General features: G+C 41.8%; 18 protein-coding genes and 1 pseudogene. 9 read left to right on the plus strand and 10 right to left on the minus strand.

Annotated features, from left to right (window positions below):
- Window positions 1-4: 4 nt before the first annotated feature.
- Window positions 5-1,009, minus strand: coding sequence for an aldo/keto reductase (locus PNK_RS05390; RefSeq protein WP_079992817.1), 1,005 nt, complete (start codon window positions 1,007-1,009; stop codon window positions 5-7).
- 283 nt (window positions 1,010-1,292) lie between these two features.
- On the opposite strand from PNK_RS05390, the pseudogene PNK_RS05395 reads away from it, so the two are divergent.
- Window positions 1,293-4,149, plus strand: a pseudogene (locus PNK_RS05395) (aconitate hydratase).
- Window positions 4,150-4,218: 69 nt separating this feature from the next.
- Here the strand turns inward: PNK_RS05395 and PNK_RS05400 are convergent.
- On the minus strand, window positions 4,219-4,398 hold the full coding sequence (locus tag PNK_RS05400; RefSeq protein WP_032125526.1) for a hypothetical protein: 180 nt from the start codon (window positions 4,396-4,398) through the stop codon (window positions 4,219-4,221).
- A 132-nt stretch (window positions 4,399-4,530) separates the two neighbouring features.
- Here PNK_RS05400 and PNK_RS05405 point away from each other — a divergent pair, with 132 nt between their 5' ends.
- Together PNK_RS05405 and PNK_RS13980 are read left to right on the plus strand one after the other, a co-directional pair.
- Window positions 4,531-4,869 carry a DUF5615 family PIN-like protein gene (locus PNK_RS05405; protein WP_059060771.1) on the plus strand — a complete coding sequence of 113 codons (339 nt, stop codon included), beginning with the start codon at window positions 4,531-4,533 and terminating at the stop codon, window positions 4,867-4,869.
- An 11-nt stretch (window positions 4,870-4,880) separates the two neighbouring features.
- Window positions 4,881-5,024 carry a Mut7-C RNAse domain-containing protein gene (locus PNK_RS13980; RefSeq protein ID WP_420885359.1) on the plus strand — a complete coding sequence of 48 codons (144 nt, stop codon included), beginning with the start codon at window positions 4,881-4,883 and terminating at the stop codon, window positions 5,022-5,024.
- A gap of 43 nt (window positions 5,025-5,067) precedes the next feature.
- Here PNK_RS13980 and PNK_RS05410 read toward each other — a convergent pair whose 3' ends face one another.
- Window positions 5,068-5,289 carry a hypothetical protein gene (locus PNK_RS05410; RefSeq protein ID WP_032125528.1) on the minus strand — a complete coding sequence of 74 codons (222 nt, stop codon included), beginning with the start codon at window positions 5,287-5,289 and terminating at the stop codon, window positions 5,068-5,070.
- A gap of 358 nt (window positions 5,290-5,647) precedes the next feature.
- Entirely contained in the window at window positions 5,648-5,866 is a 219-nt protein-coding gene (locus tag PNK_RS05415) for a hypothetical protein (protein ID WP_059060773.1), read from the minus strand.
- Between the two features lie 178 nt (window positions 5,867-6,044).
- On the opposite strand from PNK_RS05415, the gene PNK_RS05420 reads away from it, so the two are divergent.
- Complete coding sequence (locus PNK_RS05420) at window positions 6,045-6,770, plus strand: SDR family oxidoreductase (protein ID WP_059060776.1); 726 nt, start codon at window positions 6,045-6,047, stop codon at window positions 6,768-6,770.
- Window positions 6,771-6,841: 71 nt separating this feature from the next.
- Here PNK_RS05420 and PNK_RS05425 read toward each other — a convergent pair whose 3' ends face one another.
- A complete protein-coding gene (locus PNK_RS05425; protein ID WP_032125531.1) occupies window positions 6,842-7,924 on the minus strand; it encodes a hypothetical protein in 1,083 nt (360 codons plus the stop codon).
- A gap of 69 nt (window positions 7,925-7,993) precedes the next feature.
- Window positions 7,994-9,091, minus strand: coding sequence for a serine hydrolase (locus PNK_RS05430; protein ID WP_059060778.1), 1,098 nt, complete (start codon window positions 9,089-9,091; stop codon window positions 7,994-7,996).
- 148 nt (window positions 9,092-9,239) lie between these two features.
- On the opposite strand from PNK_RS05430, the gene PNK_RS05435 reads away from it, so the two are divergent.
- The gene (locus tag PNK_RS05435) at window positions 9,240-9,668 is read left to right on the plus strand and encodes a thioredoxin family protein (protein ID WP_059060781.1); all 429 of its coding nucleotides are present in this window, start codon (window positions 9,240-9,242) and stop codon (window positions 9,666-9,668) included.
- Here the strand turns inward: PNK_RS05435 and PNK_RS05440 are convergent.
- Complete coding sequence (locus tag PNK_RS05440; RefSeq protein ID WP_032126040.1) at window positions 9,665-11,080, minus strand: lipase maturation factor family protein; 1,416 nt, start codon at window positions 11,078-11,080, stop codon at window positions 9,665-9,667. The genes PNK_RS05435 and PNK_RS05440 overlap by 4 nt on opposite strands.
- A gap of 121 nt (window positions 11,081-11,201) precedes the next feature.
- Here PNK_RS05440 and PNK_RS05445 point away from each other — a divergent pair, with 121 nt between their 5' ends.
- Both PNK_RS05445 and PNK_RS13020 read left to right on the plus strand, forming a co-directional pair.
- The gene (locus PNK_RS05445) at window positions 11,202-12,059 is read left to right on the plus strand and encodes an alpha/beta fold hydrolase (RefSeq protein ID WP_059060782.1); all 858 of its coding nucleotides are present in this window, start codon (window positions 11,202-11,204) and stop codon (window positions 12,057-12,059) included.
- 753 nt (window positions 12,060-12,812) lie between these two features.
- Window positions 12,813-13,376 carry a hypothetical protein gene (locus tag PNK_RS13020; protein WP_079992820.1) on the plus strand — a complete coding sequence of 188 codons (564 nt, stop codon included), beginning with the start codon at window positions 12,813-12,815 and terminating at the stop codon, window positions 13,374-13,376.
- Window positions 13,377-13,639: 263 nt separating this feature from the next.
- Here PNK_RS13020 and PNK_RS05455 read toward each other — a convergent pair whose 3' ends face one another.
- Together PNK_RS05455 and PNK_RS05460 are read right to left on the minus strand one after the other, a co-directional pair.
- Entirely contained in the window at window positions 13,640-15,055 is a 1,416-nt protein-coding gene (locus PNK_RS05455; protein WP_059060785.1) for a CBS domain-containing protein, read from the minus strand.
- A gap of 300 nt (window positions 15,056-15,355) precedes the next feature.
- A complete protein-coding gene (locus PNK_RS05460; RefSeq protein WP_059060787.1) occupies window positions 15,356-15,796 on the minus strand; it encodes a hypothetical protein in 441 nt (146 codons plus the stop codon).
- Between the two features lie 366 nt (window positions 15,797-16,162).
- On the opposite strand from PNK_RS05460, the gene PNK_RS05465 reads away from it, so the two are divergent.
- Together PNK_RS05465 and PNK_RS05470 are read left to right on the plus strand one after the other, a co-directional pair.
- Window positions 16,163-16,948, plus strand: coding sequence for a hypothetical protein (locus PNK_RS05465; protein WP_158021712.1), 786 nt, complete (start codon window positions 16,163-16,165; stop codon window positions 16,946-16,948).
- Window positions 16,949-17,296: 348 nt separating this feature from the next.
- Window positions 17,297-18,019, plus strand: a complete 723-nt coding sequence (locus PNK_RS05470; RefSeq protein ID WP_059060791.1) for a DUF8085 domain-containing protein — start codon at window positions 17,297-17,299, stop codon at window positions 18,017-18,019.
- A gap of 78 nt (window positions 18,020-18,097) precedes the next feature.
- On the opposite strand, the gene PNK_RS05475 is transcribed toward PNK_RS05470, so the two are convergent.
- Window positions 18,098-18,685, minus strand: a complete 588-nt coding sequence (locus tag PNK_RS05475; protein WP_051981957.1) for a lipocalin family protein — start codon at window positions 18,683-18,685, stop codon at window positions 18,098-18,100.
- Between the last annotated feature and the right edge of the window lie 57 nt (window positions 18,686-18,742).

Below are 18,742 nucleotides of genomic sequence, written 5' to 3' on the forward strand. Positions count from 1 at the left end.
GTGTTTAAATAGGGATCATTTGCTGAAAGCTGGATTGAGCAAAGACCTCAATAATTTCGTTTCTTTCTTGCTGGGTGAGGGGTAAATATCCGGCTTCTGCATTTTCAATTGCTTGAGAGGCATTCCGCGCGCCGGCAATAATTGCCGTAATGCCTGGCATGTACATCGTGCAATTGATAATAAGCTGAGAAATGGTTGCGTGATGGCGAGCTGCGATGGGGCGGATGCGGTCTAAAAGTTCTAAGACGCGCTCTCGATTTTCAAGAGAGAATAAAGGGGATGTGGTACGGTGGTCATCATGATCAAATTGGCGCTTCGGGGTGACTTTGCCTGTTAGTAAGCCTCGTTCTAGAGGGGAATAAACAATGACTGCGATTTGATTCTTTTGACAATAGGGGAGGATATTCTTTTCAATCCCTCTTCTAATCAGACTATAGGGGAGCTGAATGCTGTCGACTGGATAGATCGAGTGAGCTATTTTGAGCTGCTCTAAATTATAGTTGCTGACTCCAATAGCCCTTACTTTTCCTTGCTTTTTTAATTGTACCATAGCTTGCCAAGACTCCTCAATGGGAGTCGTTGAGTCGGGCCAGTGAATCTGATAAAGGTCCAATACATCTGTTCCGAGCCGCATTAAACTATCCTCACATTCTTTTTGCAAGCTCGCAGGCTTAGAGTTTTTTCTTATGGTGACCATTTTTCCATCACGGTCTTGTTGTACCCAAGGCTCTGCTCCTTCTGAGCCACTCCAACGCATTCCTCCTTTAGTTGCGATGATGTAGTCTTGCCTTTTATTTTTAATAGCACGGGCCACTATCTCTTCGCTATAACCCATTCCATAAATGGCCGCAGTATCTATTGTATTGACACCGTGGGTTAAACTTGACTGGATGGCTTCGATAGAATCTTCATCTTTACTCCTACCCCACATCCAGCCACCAATGGCCCAGGTTCCTAAAATAATAGGACTGATGTAAACAGTGGAGCGGCCGAGTTGACGCTTTTCCATACTGTTCCTTATGTTGGGGGTGGTTTGTAGGGTTTGTTGAAAGGTTCACTTTACATGGGTTTTGAATATCTTTGGCATCCTTTAGTAACGATTCACAATAAGTTGCCAATAAGCAGAGGCTTTGGGGGATTTAACCGTTTGATTTATAGTTTGTTGGCGAGCGCTAATGCTAAGCTAGATGAAAACATTTATTAAATGAGAAATGGCAGTTCGTCAAAAAAAAGAAAAAGCATAGAATGGAAATTTAAAAGAAAATTTAGTGAATTTTTAAAAAGGGCGGCGTATGTCTAGCGAGATTAATCCTTTTAATACTCTTCAGCTTTTGAAGCCAAACCACTACTATTATTCATTGCCTAAGCTCGATGAGCAAGGGATTGCCTCTATCGGGCGTCTTCCCATATCGATCCGCATCATGTTAGAGTCACTGCTCCGCTTTTGCGACGGGCAAAGAGTCAAAGAAGAGGATATTTTAAGGCTCGCGCACTGGAATGCTAAAAAGCCCGGAGAGGGGGATGTCCCATTCGTTGTTTCACGGGTCATTTTGCAAGACTTTACAGGAGTGCCTTTATTGGTCGATTTAGCTGCCATGCGCGATGCTGTGGCAACTCTTGGTTTAGATGCAGGGATGATCGAACCTGATGTTCCAGTAGATCTGGTAGTTGACCACTCTGTCCAAGTCGATCGGGCTGGCACAGACGATGCTTTTTTTATTTAATTTGAAGATCGAATTTGAGCGCAATCGCGAACGCTACTCCTTCTTAAAGTGGGGGCAAGAAGCCTATCATACTTTTAAAGTCATTCCTTCTGGAATTGGAATCGTCCATCAAGTCAATCTGGAATATTTAGCCGAAGTTGTGATTAATAAGCGTAAAGATGGCTCCAACTTGCTTTATCCTGACACATTGGTTGGAACCGATTCCCACACAACCATGATTAATGGACTCGGCGTCGTTGGCTGGGGAGTTGGCGGCATTGAGGCTGAAGCTGCGATGTTGGGGCAGCCTGTCTTTATTCAGATGCCTGAGGTCATTGGTGTGCATATGAGCGGCCAGTTGAAAGAAGGGGTAACGGCGACTGACTTGACGCTGCGCATTACCGAGCTCTTGCGCAAAGAAAAGGTCGTTGGCAAATTTGTTGAGTTCTATGGCGAAGGGGCTGCTAGTCTGACTGTGGCTGATCGGGCTACGATTGGTAATATGGCTCCTGAATATGGAGCAACCATGGGATTCTTCCCGGTAGACGACAAAACATTGGATTATCTTCGCACGACAGGAAGGGATGAGAGCCACATTCAGCTGGTCAAAGAGTATTTAGAAGCGCAGCACTTATTTGGAATTCCGAGAAAAGATGAAGTAGACTTTACCAAGATTGTCGAGCTTGATTTGAGCCAAGTTCAGCCGTGTGTATCGGGCCCTAAAAGACCGCAAGATCGCATTGACTTGACAAACGTCAAATCCCGCTTTGAAGAACTTTTAAGAGCTCCAGTGGCATCTGGAGGATATGGAAAGACAGAAGAGCCATGGCCGCATATCTGTGTACATTCAGGCGGTGACTTTTCTTTAAAGCACCGCCATGAATGGGGTGGTACGTCTGTTTTTGGACGCATGACTCGCGAGCAGCCTTGGAGTGAGGCAGAAATGGTGACCAATCGCCCCTTGACTCCTCCCGTCGGGAATCCAGGCTATGCCGATGTTGTTGATGGCGACATCGTTTTGACTCATGGCTCTATTGTGATAGCTGCTATTACGAGTTGCACCAATACGAGCAATCCGAGCGTAATGTTGGCAGCAGGGCTTGTTGCTAAAAAGGCTGTAGAGAAAGGGTTGAAAGTTAATCCAATGATTAAAACGAGCCTTGCCCCAGGCTCTCGTGTCGTAACCGATTATTTAACGCGGACGGGACTGCAAAGGTACTTGGATGATCTGGGTTTTCAGCTTGTGGCCTATGGCTGTACAACGTGCATTGGCAATAGCGGCCCTCTTGATGAAAAAATTGAAAAGGCGGTTAAGCACTTTGATCTCATCACTGCAAGTGTGTTGAGTGGTAACCGTAATTTTGAAGCACGCATTCATGGGTCTGTTAAAGCCAACTTTCTCATGTCCCCGCCCCTTGTCGTAGCCTATGCACTTGCTGGAAGGATTGATGTTGATCTCGATAAAGAGCCTTTGGGTGTGGATCAAAATAATCAACCTGTCTTTTTGCGCGATATTTGGCCTTCGGACGAGGAAATTAGGCAAGAGGTCCAGAAAGCAATTCAGCCAGAGATGTTTAAAAAAAGATATGCGAACATTCTCCAAGACAATCCAGTTTGGGATGAAATTGTCATTAAAGATGGGGCCCAATATCAGTGGGAACCGACTAGTACGTATATTCAGCAGCCTCCTTATTTCGATCAATTCTCTTTGCACTTACCGGAGCAAAAAGAGCTGAACAGCATGCGCCCATTGGCTCTTTTTGGCGATTCTGTGACAACGGATCACATCTCTCCAGCAGGCAGTTTTAAACCCGATTCGCCAGCCGGGCAATATCTTCTCTCTTTAGGAGTGTCGGAAAAAGAGTTTAATAGTTATGGAAGCCGTAGAGGCAACCACGAAGTCATGATGCGAGGCACTTTTGCCAATGTTCGCTTACGCAATAAAATGATTGAAGATAAGGAAGGGGGATTTACAACCTTAATGCCAGATGACAAGGAAATGGCCATTTTCGATGCTTGTCAAATATATGCTGAGAGGAAAGTCCCTTTGATCATTTTTGCTGGAAAAGACTATGGCATGGGAAGCTCTCGCGATTGGGCAGCCAAAGGAACCGCCCTCTTAGGTGTTAGAGCCGTTGTTGCACGCAGTTTTGAGCGCATTCATCGCAGTAATTTAATCGGCATGGGTGTATTACCCCTGGAGTTTTTAAATGACGCCAGCTGGGAGACGCTGGGAATCACCGGAGAAGAGCTCTTTTCTTTAAAAGGGTTGGAGCAAGGGCTTAAACCTTATCAGGAATTAATTCTAGAAATCAATCGCGGCAATAAAATTGATCAGGTACCCGTCCGTGCAAGGCTTGAAACGGGAATTGAAGTGGAATATTATCGTCACGGAGGAATCCTACCCTATGTGTTGCGTCAAATTTTAATGGCTAAAAAGAAATAGGAAGCAACACAAAAAGTTTGTATACTTAGCCTACAGCTCTTGCAATCTCTTAGACTGTTGCAAGAGCTTCTAGCGTTGCTTGATCTCTTCTCTCAGCTGTTGGATTTCCTGCTCGATTTTATTGATCGATTGCTCAATCGATTGAAAGCGTGCCTCTCTCTCGGCAATTTGCTTGTAAGAGATAATGAAATAAACGCCGAAGCAGACGAGAAAGATGAGAAGCCATCGCAGGGCCGAAACTTGATTCATGTCTTATTTCCTATTGATGAAAGTTAGCATCTGACTTACCTATTTTTTTTGAGTCAATAAGACGGGGGTAATGTCTGGTTAATAGATAAACAGGCTCAATTTTTTTTACTACCCAAAAATAGCTAGGTAGCGATGGAATTAAAGGAGGGAAATAAACGCTTAGATGAGCGTCTTTTTCTTTGCGATCAAATGTTGACAAGGCTTGGGAGATGGCTGAGGGTCGCAGGGTACGATACCCATATGGTCGAAGAGCCTATCACAGATCGCTCTCTTTTGCTTCTTGCGCAAAAGGAAAAGAGATGGCTCATTTCGCGAGATCGCCACTTTCTTGCGATGCAAGGGGATATTATTTGGCTGGAGGCTAACGATATTCAGGCTTGTGTGCGTGAACTAACGGTGAAGCATCCTATTGATTGGTTAAAAGCTCCTCTCTCTCGCGCTGTTTATTGTGCAATCAGCCTCTTGTTTTAGCCAAGTCTTCTTTGCTCTTTGTTCCAGACGATATTTTGCAACGAGGTCTTACCATCCGCTATTGCTCTCATTGTGAAAAAATGTATTGGGAAGGAAGTCACGCAAAGCGGATGATGGCCACCTTAGAGCAGTGGAAAAACAATAATTTTGGGTGATAATAAGAAAGGATCTAGAGAGGTAAGGTGGCTTTTACCTTGCTCATTTACCCTGTTTTTTCTTTTTTTCTTTTTCTTTCTGCTCTTTGGCTTTTTTCTTATTGAGCTCTGCTTGCTTAGCCTCTTCCGTACTCATCATTTGGAGGGGATTTGGAAGTGGCTGGACTTCCACTTGCTGATGAATGATATGCTTATGAGGGATTTGATAGGCAAAAACCTCAATATCGTATTGCGAATAAGGAATTTGGTTTGATAATGGATCCATACTAAACCCCTTTTTATTCATTATATGCTAATTATGCAAATAAAGATAGTAGAGGATATTTAAAAAACGTCCACCTCGCTTTAAAAAGACTACTTAATTTACTTTCGTGTCTATAAGAAAGAGCTGAAAATTAAAAAAGGAATTGGATAGTTGGAGAGGTTATGACGGAGTTTGCCAGTCGTGAATTGTGGGATACGGCTTTTCCCCGGATTACTCATACATGACAATCGCTGCAGTAATCTGAAGAAAAGCCGAAGTAAATGGGGCTCCATTCCCTATTCTATTATGCCGTCATGTTAAAAGGTGAGACACTGTCTCGCGCCGCTCTATTTCTAAAAAAGCTGGAAGAGAGAAGTGTTTAAGTCTTGGAAAGGTCGTCCTCTTTTTTACGAAGCTCTGTCTCTTCGGGGCTTAAGGCCTCTTCTTCATCGTAATACTGATCGTCTTCATTATCACCTCTTTCTTCTTCAGGCGTCATAAACGGTTTTTTCAGGTGATCGCTCGGACCCCTTGCTTCATCGTGATCAAAATTGAGCGGTTGAGGATCGTCAAAATCTTTTTTTTTCTTATGCGCCATATAACACTCCTTTGGTTGTGGTCTTTTATTCTATCTAACATAAAGGGCAAAATGGTGGGAAGAGGGGATATTCCATTTAAGAGATTTAAAAATCCAAACGTTTAAGATATAACTAAATATTAAGGAAATAGGAATGAAGGAGTTGTATCATTGAGACCAACAACAAGGAGAGCCAAGTGTGACACACTCTAAAGTAGCCATAGTAACGGGTGGAGGAAAGGGAATTGGAGCAGAGATTGCTCTTCACTTACTTTCTCAAGAGATGCGGGTCATTATTGCGGAAATCAATCCTTCCGATAAATGTTTTGATTTGAAGGATCCCGAAAGGCTTCTTTTTATCAAAACCGATGTCAAGAGCGAGGCATCGATTAAGCATATGATCCAGAGAGGAATCGATCACTTTGGGAGAATCGATTGCTTGATTAACAATGCAGCTATCGTTCCAAATGCAGCCGTTGCCTTCGAGGAAATCACTCTCGACATGTGGAATGATTATCTTGCCACTAATTTGACGGGAGCCTTTCTCAGTACCAAATACGCAGTTCCCCATCTAAAAAAAAATAAGGGTAATATCATCAACATTGCTTCTACGAGAGCCTTGCAGTCGGAAGGCAATAGCGAACCCTACGCAGCTTCAAAAGGCGGGCTTGTTTCTTTGACGCATGAACTGGCAGTGACGCTTGGACCTGACATAAGAGTGAATTGCATAAGCCCCGGATGGATCGATACGCAGCATGAAAAACTTAAAACAAGCGATCATGCCCAGCATCCGGCTGGGAGGGTCGGCAAGCCTGAAGACGTTGCCAATCTGGTGAGCTTTCTGATCTCAGAACAAGCTTCATTTATCACGGGCCAAAATTTCATAGTCGATGGTGGAATGACCATCAAAATGATTTATAATTAACTCTCGTAATAGCAAAAAGGCTCTTAAAATTGCTTTCAAGAGCCTTTTTGCGCGAGTCGAATCTAAGGTTATTATTTTACATCTCTAGAGGGAATCAGGACAAATCCATGCATCTTGCCGTCATATAATCCTTCTCCAATGATATAGCCATTGTCGTTGATATCTTCGAGGTTCTTTATGCGTGCCCAAGCAGTATGGGAGTTTTCTAAGTCGAGCATTTCCCCAAGATCGATGGTCTCACCATTATTCCACAAAACAAAACGAAAAGCCTCATCCTGCATGCTCATACCAATCATTTGATCTTTGTTATTGAGAGCTATGGGATAAAAATTGTCTAATGCTGTGAATCCGGTTTCTGCATCCCACAGTAAACCTTCAAGAGCTTTAGAGTGTTCTTTTACTAGAATGACTTGGCCTCGATCATTGATAGCATAGTTAATGATATCGACATCTTTCATGATGGGGCAAAAGGTGTCATGATTAAAATCATATAAGCCGAGCATAGGGCATTTCCCTTGTTCGTTTTCAATCCAGCGCCTACCCAAAATCATGCCCTGATTGTTGGCTGCGTATAGGTGGCACAATTTAGATGGATCAATATAATGGAACTCTCCGTTCTGCCAAACGGCTCCCTTTGTAGCTTTATGTGTATCAGTGGAATTTATGAGGAAGAGTTGTCCTTGATCGTTAAAGGCTACAATGGAAAGTTTGTTGTTGTCCCACGCATTCGGAGTCTTCCAATCTTCCATTTTCAGTTGCTCATTTTTCCACTTTTCAGGGTAGCCAATGTTGGCAAAAGATTGATTTGATTCGCGAATAAACAGGTTTTTTGAAGTGAGGTTCTCTACAAACCAGTAGTCTGTTCGATGCCAAAACATTCCTGCAACTTGATCATGGTTGTTGATGAAGGGAGCAACTCTCACGCACCTTTCTGGAAAAGAGATCAAGCCATTCAAGGGATGCCAGCTAAAATATGATAATGTCTCTTCATCTTCTTTAATTCCAATCACGGTGTTCTTGTTGTTAATTTTTTTAACTAGGCTTACTTGGCTTTCTAACGTTCCCAAGTCTTGAATGGTGTAGTGAAGTGCAGGTAAAGTAAAAGTGTAGACGCATAAGGCTAATTGAGTAATGGCAAGACAAAGCTTATTCATGAGTAAACCTATTTAGTATTAAAAGAGCGTTTGTATTTTAAAATGAAGAAATATTTAGAGCAAATAAATTTATCTTGAAGAGAGTTGTTTTAATAATAAACGGCCAATTGATGTGATTTGTGTTTTACTCTTATTGGCAAGGATGACAACTCCAATTTTTTGTTCGGGTTTAAAACCGATGTAGCTGGAAAAGCCCGGGACTCCTCCATTTTTATCCAAGATTAGACCGTGGGCGCTTTGGAATCGTTGCCAACCGAGCCCTAAAGTAAGGTGTTGATTGACTTTGAAGAATCCTTGCTGAGCTAATTGCATGGCTTGTAGAAGATAGGCGGGACCAGACAGCCCTAAATTGGCCTCTAAAAATTTTAGCATGTCACGACTCGTCGAACGCAAAGCCCCGCCTCCTGGTAAAAACGAAGGCTTATAAGGATGGGTTTGAATAGGAGGTGGATGCTGAATCCGGGCGCCGGTTGGCAGGTATCCTTGTGCATAGCGAGAAGCTAAGGAGGGCGGGATGGCTGCAAATGTGGAGTCCATTTGCAAGGGAGTCGTGATAAATTGTGCGATCGTTTGCTCATAGCCCATTCCTGCGACGTTTGCAACGGCTTCACCCAATAGGCCGAAGCCTAAATTAGAGTAGGCATAGCGGGTTCCAATTGGATAAGAGGGTGTCCAGCGAGAGAGAAATTGCCTTACAGAAGCTGGCTGTTCTTTCTTGTTTTTAAAAGGGGGAAGGCTGCGAGGCAAGCTAGAGGTATGGGTGGCCAATTCCAATAGGGTGATGCGGCCTATTTGCACCTTTTGTTTGTTTATCGGTAAATAATTAATGAGAGGCGCGTTGAGGGTTGTTTTGTGCGCCAAGACCTCAATGGCTAAGGCTGTCGATGTAAAAACTTTTGTAATCGAGCCTATTGCAAAAATAGTGGAAGAGGCCACCGGGTTTTTCAGCTCCCTGTCAGCCCATCCAAATTGAAATAGGTAGCTCTGTCCTTTATAAACAACGGCTAGGGAGACTCCTGGAATATCTTTTTCCTGCATAAAAGCCTGAATGCTTTTTTTTATGAGAGGTGCTTGGGGAAAATCATCTTCTTCAGAGGAAAAGGAAAATAGAGGGTAAGAACAAATAAGCAGGCATAGAATGCAAAAAGCTCGATAGAGGTCGCCCATATCAATATTTATTTCCTATTTGTGGCGATCCCAGCATGATCGCCTTTAAGTTGTCATTCGAAGTAACTTTTCTGAATTTTTCGTGCAATACAATAAAAATTGAATTAGAAAAAGGAAGAGAGAGAGTTTTTTTTATAAGGAGGAGAGCGTGTATCAATATAAATGGCTTTGGCTAACCATTGTTGCAATCAGTTTCTTTGCAAACAGTCATGCATCCGTGCTTAATGAGGGAAGCTCGCAGGTAGAGCTGAAGGTGGTTGAGATAACCGCCAGTAATTTTGATCAAGAAATCATCCGTTCTGCACAACCTGTCGTTTTAATGATCTATGGGGACTGGTGCTGCTGCTGCAGTCGTTTTAAACCAATCTTTCAATCCATCGCGCAAGAATATGGCGATGTTCGCTTTGCGATAATCAATTACGATGCTCAATATGACTTAGTTTCTTTGTATCAGCCTGCCTATGTGCCTACCTTTGTCTTTATTTACCGAGGTTTTGTGATCAATCAGACAGACGACATTGAAAGCCGGGAGGATTTAGAAGCCCACATTTTAACCTTGACCGAGCAAGCACATTAGGATTCGGGTGTTTTTAAAGAGATGGTTGGACTGTAAATTCCCATGTAGCTGCGAGTCCACCATCTTCCTTCTTCTTTCTTCTCTTTAAAACTACTAAATACATAGTCATATAAAACTACACGGATGAACGCTGGAGGTGCGCCTGAAAATGGATTTTCATCTAAAAGTTTGAGTACATCCGGCGTCCCTTTCAACAGGTGGAAAAGAAAGTGCTGGAACCAACGTTCGGCATAAAAATTGGTAAAAGGGAGAAACCAGACCTGCCAATCTAAACGTGGTTGGTATGGCGAAATGCGTTTTGGCCGCCTTGTTACAGAGGATGGTTTATAGGGGAAGCTATATTCTTTCCAATCTACCCCATCGTAGCTGCCTTCAACAATGATTTCATGTCTTTTAGTAGTCATGACAGCAAATATTCCATACGGATTGACCAAGTGAAAATAAGAAAACCAATAGAGGCACTTTTTAAATAGATGATTTGGAAAAAAATGATGGGACAGGCGAATCAATTGCATGCCCACAAAAAAGATTCCTATGAAGGAAAGCACTACTTCCAGCCAGAGCGGCGATGAAAGGGTAGAGGGTGGAGAAATCCAAGAATCAAGAAAATAATTGCTAAGCAGGATGGTGGAGAAAATTGCTGTCAGATGATTGAGGTAGGAAAAATTGCCGGTTATCCAAATAAAAAATTGAAGTCCGAAAAAAAGCACAAAAACGACTGCTCGCATGCCATCCGTTCCAAAAAGAGCAAAAGGAACGATGAGTTCGATTGCAAACATTAAACCTGCCGACAGTTTGTGAAACCACAAGGGGAATTTATGTACATACCAGGCTTGCGTATTGGGGATGGGCTGGGTTTGGTAGTGATAGGCGAGAGCCGTAAAATCGGCCCATGTGGAATCATGGCTTTGCAATTTGACGGCACCGGCTTGAAAGTGAAAACGGAAGAGTAATAGATTGATGCAGATCCAGACCCATAAATTGGGAACGGGAGTGAGGCTTAAAAGAAAAGCATAGGCTGTGATTTCGAGCAAAAAACCTTCCCAGCCAAAACTTAAAAAATCTTGGCCCGCCGACACGATCGAGAGATAAAAAATATAGACTAAAAAAAGAAGGAGAGAAGGATATATTCCAAGCATGAGCCCAAGCGAAAATAAAGCTCCGAGGGCTGTAATGGTCATTAACATGCCATTACTTTGAGCCAACCAAAACAGGCTTGGGGCGTAGAGATAACACTTATACGGGTAGCGCTCTTTTAAGGCGCCGAAGTAATCGGAGAGGGGAAGGATTCCTTTGTTGCCGATCAGCCCCTTAATTTGGAATAGAAAAGGAACAAATGCAAAAAAATATATCAAACCGAGTAGCCTTGGAAACAAAGCAGCGATTAAGGTATAAGACTCTGTGTTAAACATGGGTTGAAGATCCTGAGCGGCAAATAATAAAGGTAGAAGCTCAAAGAAACCTATCAAAAAGTTTTTAATCATTTTTGGCAAGACGACATGATGAAAGCACTGGAATGAAGGGGGAAAAAACATGCTCAATTGGTATGAAGAACAATTGATTTGCGAAAAGCGACTATTCTGGTTGTGGAAAACTCCGCATGGAGCTTACCCCATTCACTATGTAGAAGAAGGAAGAGGAGAGCAGCATGTACTGCTTTTGCATGGGTTTGGAGGCTATTCTTATACCTGGCGTAACCAAATTCCTTTTCTTGCTAATGCTGGATATCATGTATGGGCCTTAGATTGTCTGGGATTTGGTTTGAGTGCGAAGCCGTCTATTGATTATAGCTTTAAATTGTTTTTGGAGCAAATTCAAGCGTTCATGCAAGCTAAACAAATATCTTCTGTGCATGTGGTTGGAAACTCGATGGGAGGAAGCCTGGCTGTTGCTTTAGCACTGGCCAATCCTTCTCTAGTGCGATCTTTAAGCCTGTTAAATGCTGCAATTTATCCAGGTAAAACCTCTTATTTGGTTTCTTTGGCACGATTAGCGGGACCTTGTTTATATCCCTTTATTAACGAAAGCCTATTTTGCAAGCTCCTTAGTCAAAACGTTTACGATAAAACGAAACTCTCTGAAGAGCAGATTCAAGCTTATCTACTTCCTCATCATACGAAGGGAGGAAAAAGGGCTTTCATTCAAATGCTTAAGCGTTTTGATTTTCAAACGATGATGTCTTTACACACGTCCCTGAAGAAGCTGCAGCAATCAATTTTAGTGGTGTGGGGGGAGGCAGATCAAATTACTCCTATTATTCACTTTAAGCAAATGCTTGCTGATATTCCGGCCGCTCGCTCCGCTTTAATTAAGCATGCAGCCCATATTCCGCACGAAGAACAGCCTGCAGAAGTCAATCAGGAACTTCTTTCTTTTTTCCGCAGCCTGTAAGCTGCCCGCTAACCCCAAAAGTCCCAGTTTTTTAACTCGTGAGCTCTTTTGCGACCGAGGTTATAAGCGCTTCGCGGGTTAGGTGGATTTTAAGCTTTTATAGAGATTCCTATTAAGTGATAAATCAAATTGAAGAGTACTCTAAGACGACCTAGTGAATGATAAAGCACCCAAAAGCCAGTAGAATAGGATAATGAATTAATCCAGGTAAGAAGAATTTTGCAACCTTTCAAGGCTAATCAACATTAAATCGAACGTGAACCTTCAAAAAACAAAGTTAGAAGGATCGCTTTTTATAATAGGCTTATTGATAAGGGGTTAAAGATTGTTTTTCTTAGGTGTGGGGCTGTTTTTAGATTAACGATCACTTCAAAAATATCGCTCTAGATGCTTTAAATAGCACGGTTTATAGATCTAATAGTTTGATTATAAGGGAGTTTTTCTTCGTTTTCTTTGTTTTTAATCGAATAGCTTTAATTTTAAACCTTAAACGAAAAAAGTTGAAAGCTTGAAATGCCTAGTGAAAAGCGAAGATTTTTGACATTTTTTGATCATCTAGTAAAGATTTTTTTTGTATAAAAAATTACAAAAAAAATTACAGATTGAGATTAACAGGTAATTTTTTCATGCATGAGTTTGCTTGGCAAAACATGTGAAAATATGATCCTTGAGATAGAGCTGCCAGAACCTTATCAAGTGTTGAACTGGCAGGCATTATCAAAGTGATATACAAACCGCAAATAGGAGGTTGTTATGAAAAAAGTGGCTCTATTTTTTTCTCTATTTTTGTGTTGCTTTATGACTTCTTATAGCTTTTCTCAAGGCTATGAAGGTGGAGATTACAATTACGGTGGTGGAGGATATGGCGGCGGAGGCTATTCTGGCGGAGGCTATGCCGGTGGTGGATACGGCGGTGGTGGCTGTGCCGATCAAAACGTAAATTATGTTGGTGATACTGGCGGAGACTATGCTCAGGCTCAACCATGTGAAAAACCAGTAGGTGACTGCTATTGCCTATATTGCAAATATGAGCCTTGCTACTACAACAAGTGGCACTGCAACTACGTTCCTCAGTACTATCAGAAGAAGTGCTGCCGTTATGTTCCACAATACTATGAAAAGCAATGCTGCCGTTATGTTCCACAATACTATTGCAAAACATGCTGCCGCCAAGTTCCAGAGTACTATTATACACAACACTGCCGTTATGTTCCAAAGTATAGCTGTGAGCGTTGCTGCAAATATGTACCTAAGTACTACTACAAGCATACTTGTAAACCAACATGCAATCAAGACTCTTGTGTAGAAGCTAACTAAGCTTTCTTTGCTCTTCGACAGGTAGAGGTCCATCTCTACCTGTCTTTTTTTTCACAACGCTCACGTACTCTATCTTAAGCAAAATCCATGCCAATTTCAACTAAGAGTGTGAAGAAAAGTGATTTCTTTCGGCCTGAGTGACAGCCTATGTTAAACAGATCTTATCCCTAATCTAAAAAAAGGGTTGAAGAGTAGATAACAGTTCGAGGGTTATCTTTTTCTCCAACCACTTCTGAGAAGCCTGTTAGCAGTAAATAAATTTTCTACAATAGTTGATATCCCAGTTGTTCAAATTCTCCCAATTTTTCTCTTTCAACAATTGCCAAATAAGCAAAATAAGTCGTTTGTTGCTCGGGGCTAAAGTACTTCTTAAAAACTTCCTCGGGAGTTGACTTTTCAATCTTGGCCTGTTTTTTGATGCGTGCTTGCAGCTTTTTAAAGGCGTGATTGTGAAGCCATTCGATTGTTGGCTCTCCTTTACTCTTTCCTTTTTTAGCCTCGTTCAATTCAATCCAATTGTGAAGTTTGTACTTGAACATGAGCCTTTTATAGGCATCTGTAGGAAGAATAAATTTTAAAGCTGAAGAGGGGCTTTTGAGGATACAAGTTCCCGATTTTTGATAATGCCTACCCTTTTCATTTAGCTTGGCACGATCGATATGGCCGGTCTCCTGATTAAAGAGCTTGATATTGTCGTTATTCTGCGCGTAAGCTTTCAAAAAGCCATAAAACTGCGAAGCTTTATTATCATTATCGACGGCACACGAAGACTGTGCGATGAAGCCTCGTAAAAACTCTTCATTAGTTATTTGATCTAGAGTCATTCCCTCTAAAATGTAGGGATAGACATAAACGTCCAGCTTTCCCTCTTTGTTAACATGGGCGTATTGGTGATTTTCCAGGCCCAAGCCCACGTTGCCAATGACTAAGTTAAAGCGCGGCTGCCCCTTTTCGTCGTCAGGAGCTCTCATCACCGCCGCCGTTATTGTGTGAAAACCCCCAGGGGTTTTTAAGTTAACAGGGTAAAGAAGAGATTTTCCTTCCTCTAAACCTTTAATTTGTCTTTGAAATTTTGCCGCCATTTGATTCGTAATACTGTTGGTACCTAAGATCAGACCCACGACTTTATTTAAAAACGGATTGCGCACCAAGTTGCCTATGAGAACAGGAAAATTTTCTTTACATGACTGAAGATACTGCTTGGCGATCTCCAATACCTCTCCTTCGGCATCGGGATCCACAAATTTTTCCATGTCATCGACCAGCATTTTGGCCGTTTGGAAGTACACGCCCCCTTGGAGATCTTGGAGATCTTGGATGGAGGACTCTTTTAAAATATCGTCCCCAATTAAATGACCCGATTTCTGATTTAATTTATAGTCAAAGACACCCAGTTTAAAAAGAACGTTTAATAAAAATATGAAGGGAGCCCTGATTCGATCTGCTAATTTAGCCTCTGGCTGGCTTTTTTTAGCCGGAACATCCAAAACCTGCTGCTTGACATGGACAGTCTTGCCAATCGAACTATCCTGGGGTTTTAAATGTAAATTTACCGAATGACCACCTAAATAATTAGTCCCGCTGGGGGCGACGTTTGGTTCCTGTGCTTGTTCTTTAGAAGTTTCTTTTACTGAAGTTGAAAAAGGAATAAAATTACTATTTCTGATTTTGTCTACCATAAAAAACCTCACGCTAATAAATTAATTCTCTTCTATATCTATTATATAATTCAGATAATTATTAATTAAATTCTTTGTTTCTTTGTTTCTTTGTTTCTTTGTTTCTTTGTTGATTTAAGCAATTTTTTTGAGAATTAAGTGAACAAATAACTCATCTTACGCGCATAGCGGCTTTGGGCCAGCCTAAATGCCGCACTCGCTGCGTGCTTTCTTTGCGTAAGGGCGGGTTAATAAAAAGAGGCAAGATTAAAGAGCCAAGGAAAAGAGGGATCTCTTCCTTGGGGGGTAGAGCTACTGGTGCTACAAGTTCTGGCTAAGAGGATCGCAATCAAGGGGCAAAGATCGCTCTTTTCTTTCGATGGAAAGAGCGGGCCTTGGAAGGGGAGTAAAGGGCGGAGGATTATTTGGAGCGATAAAGTTTCGAATGATGTACAAGGCAATCCGTTCGGTTACGTCATAGACCAAGCCTGCCAAAAGAGCTGCGGTCAGGCGTACGCCCCAGGCAGAGTACCACTGAAAAGTTGGCATGATGGCACCGAGCCCCATGTAGCCGACATGATGGCGCAATACTTGAATGGCTATCCGATCAATGGCTGCCATTAAGCCTTTCTCATAAGCAATTCCAAGGCTATAAAATCCGGCCACTCCTGCCACACAAGTGCGCGGAGTCCAGTGAATGATTAGGCGAGATAAATCGCCGAAAGAAAAAAATGGGCTCTGGTTGTGAATGGGTAAGGCCATCGTGAAAACCTGTAATTAATGATGTAAAGCTTTTAGAAAAATAAAAAATCTGCCAGTTATAGTAAAAGAAGTTCCTTTTTAGTCATAGGAATCCTAGTTCTAAGTATTTCACAATTGTAAGCATCTTTCAAAAAAATAGTTAATTGACAATAAATGGTCTCTTGACAAAACTGCTTTTACACCTCCTCTATTGAGGGGTTTTCATGTTGATGCACTGGAAAAAAGCCTTTTGAAATAGGCAAGAAATTGATCTTTTTGTGGTGTTTATGTGAAAGACCTTTGGTATTTTATTTAAATTTCCAAATGGCTCTAGAGGATAATGAGCGTGATCGCAAGAATAATCTACGACTAACAACCGGCTTTAAAATGAAAAGTAAAACATTCTCTTTTTCGATTTTCTTTTGTTTAATTTCTTTTTTTCCCTCATTATACGCGGATTGCTGTTCGAATGGAGCCAATCAGTTATTTATAGGGCCGGAAGTTTACTATGTTAAACGCACAAAAAAAGCAGGGGCCGAGCAAGATGGCTATCTTTATGGCGTAAGGCTTGGCTACGAGCGGATTAAGCGTTATAAACTCTATGTAGGACTCGATTTTCTCTATGCCAATGGAGATCTTAAGGGCAAAGTTGAGGATCAGCGCATAAAGTCTAGCCTGACAGATATCAATGTAGAAGAACGGATAGGATATACCTTTGCTGCCAAGTGTGGATGGCGTCCTTCTTTTACCCCCTTCATTGGAGTGGGCCGTTTTTGGGAAAAAAATGAATATAAGCATCCAACTCCCATACGATTTCATTTCCACAACCGTTTTCTTTACATTCCAGTTGGATTTTTATCTCAAATCTATGTTTCTTCCTGTTTTAGTGTAGGACTTAATTTTAAGGCCCGCATCATTTTAGATGGCAAAAATTGTGTTTCTAACGATCCCCAATTTGGAAAAATTCATCAATGCTATGATGAAAAAATTCAGTATCGTGTAGAGCTCCCCCTTTCTTATTATTCATGCTGGTGCAACCATGAGATGGCTATTAGCCTGGTTCCATTTTATGAGTATCGCCATTATGGACAGAGGGTTAATTTCCCCTTTGACTTTATAGAAACAAAATTTAATTTGTATGGTGCAACTTTAAAAGCAATCTATCTGTTTTAGAGTTGGTATTATACCCTTCGATTGCATGCAAATCTATCATTCAACTATTGAATGAGCGCCTAAGGATTGGCACGCAATCGGAGATTTAAGATATTTATGGTTGCTAGAACTTGCTTAAGCCGCCTGATCGCAAATCCCAACGATTACAAGTTATGGCTTTTTTATGGCTCAAGAGCCTTCGTTTGGCTAAGCAGATTGAGCTAAACGTCTTAAAAAGTGGATGAAAAATTTTTCTTGCCACATTCATTTTCCTCCTATATAGCTTCCATTTCCCTTCAGTGCGATTTATTTGTATGTATGGGTAATGCAAGAGTGGTGTTGAGGGAAAATACGGCTAAAGGAGGATATATGCGTAAGCAATTTAAAAGATTTTTATTGTATGCATTCATGATGGGATGCATACCTACTTTTGTTTCAAGCAAGAGCATTACTTTGGTGGATTCAGAAGGGCAGGCAGCTAATGTGTACATCGATCAATGTGATAAATTTGACGATGTCATGGAGTTGATAGAAAGTTATTACAGCACAGATGCTCTTTCATCAAGTTCTGGTGCGGGGCAAAGTGAATTGGCGCTCAATTTCTTTTTTTCCAATAAAGATATCGTTGTGAAGAAAAAAAGTGTGACGCGCGACTATTATGCGGGTGTATCTAAACAAGAGAAAAAAGACATCGGCTATATTGTTACTACCCTTGCCAAAGAGTCATTAGTCAGCTTGGCTTCTTCTAAGTCCTCTTTAAAAAAAGCTGGTGACCGCATTGAAAAAGTCCATCCTTTAAATTTTTTGATGGTCATTTTTACCGATGAAGAGCTAAAAGCCGGGATTCATGCCATTAGGGGGCGTACATCCTGGATATGGGATGAATTCATGGGTGGCGTAAACTCGAGTATGAAAGAAGAGTCTTCCAAGGACAATCTAAAGCTTGAATTTGTCAAAGATTTTGCCCAAAAGGTCGGCATTCAGCTGCCTTTAATTCTGCCATCCATTCAAGGCGCGAGATGGGAGGAACTTGTCAATATCCTCATCGATACGATTCCTCGCAAGAACGACCCAAATCGTTATAACATGTAATGGTTCACGTGAGTTTTTGCGAAAAAGCGATGAGAAGAAGCTCTTTTAAGGGCTTCTTCCCCGACTCTTTAACAGGCTTTATTTCTTAGCCCCTTTTTGCGCATCTAAAGGGTCTTGTTGCGTGCGTAGGACATTGAGCACGTTAAGGTTCGGCATCATTAATACGACCTTGTCTAAGATGCTTTGATAGACGTCTTGCGGAAGAGAGGGGGTGCGGCTTAGAATCCACAAATGCTTTTGAGCGGGGTCGCTGACTGCCGCATAGCTATAATCGTCTGCCAATTGAATGATCCAATAATCTCCAATGGGCAAACCTTTATAATGCTCCGAGCGGGGGAAAATGAGTTTCAGCTTTGCATTGCTTTGCTTATCGACGACTTCTGCTACTCCTTCTGCTTTTTGAGTGCTATTAAAGAAATTATCGGTTTCACATTGATTGAGAACGTGAATAGTGCCGTCGTTTTTCATGGTGAAGATGGCAATTGGATTATGGTAGCATCCTCTATCCCAGGGCTCATCCAGCCTCGCAATTTCATACCATGTCCCCATATAGCGGTTTAAATCGACATGGGAGACTGTTTGAAATTCAGGGAAGTCCATTGCTTCGCTTGCCTGTCCAAATAGGCAAAAAAAGCTCAGGAGGGATGGAAAGAATCGCGTGCGCATGGTAAACCTATCTTTTAATTTTAACTGTACTATTTACCATGCCGATGGATTATACAC

The sequence above is a fragment of the Candidatus Protochlamydia naegleriophila genome, from assembly GCF_001499655.1.
Lineage (GTDB): Bacteria > Chlamydiota > Chlamydiia > Chlamydiales > Parachlamydiaceae > Protochlamydia > Protochlamydia naegleriophila.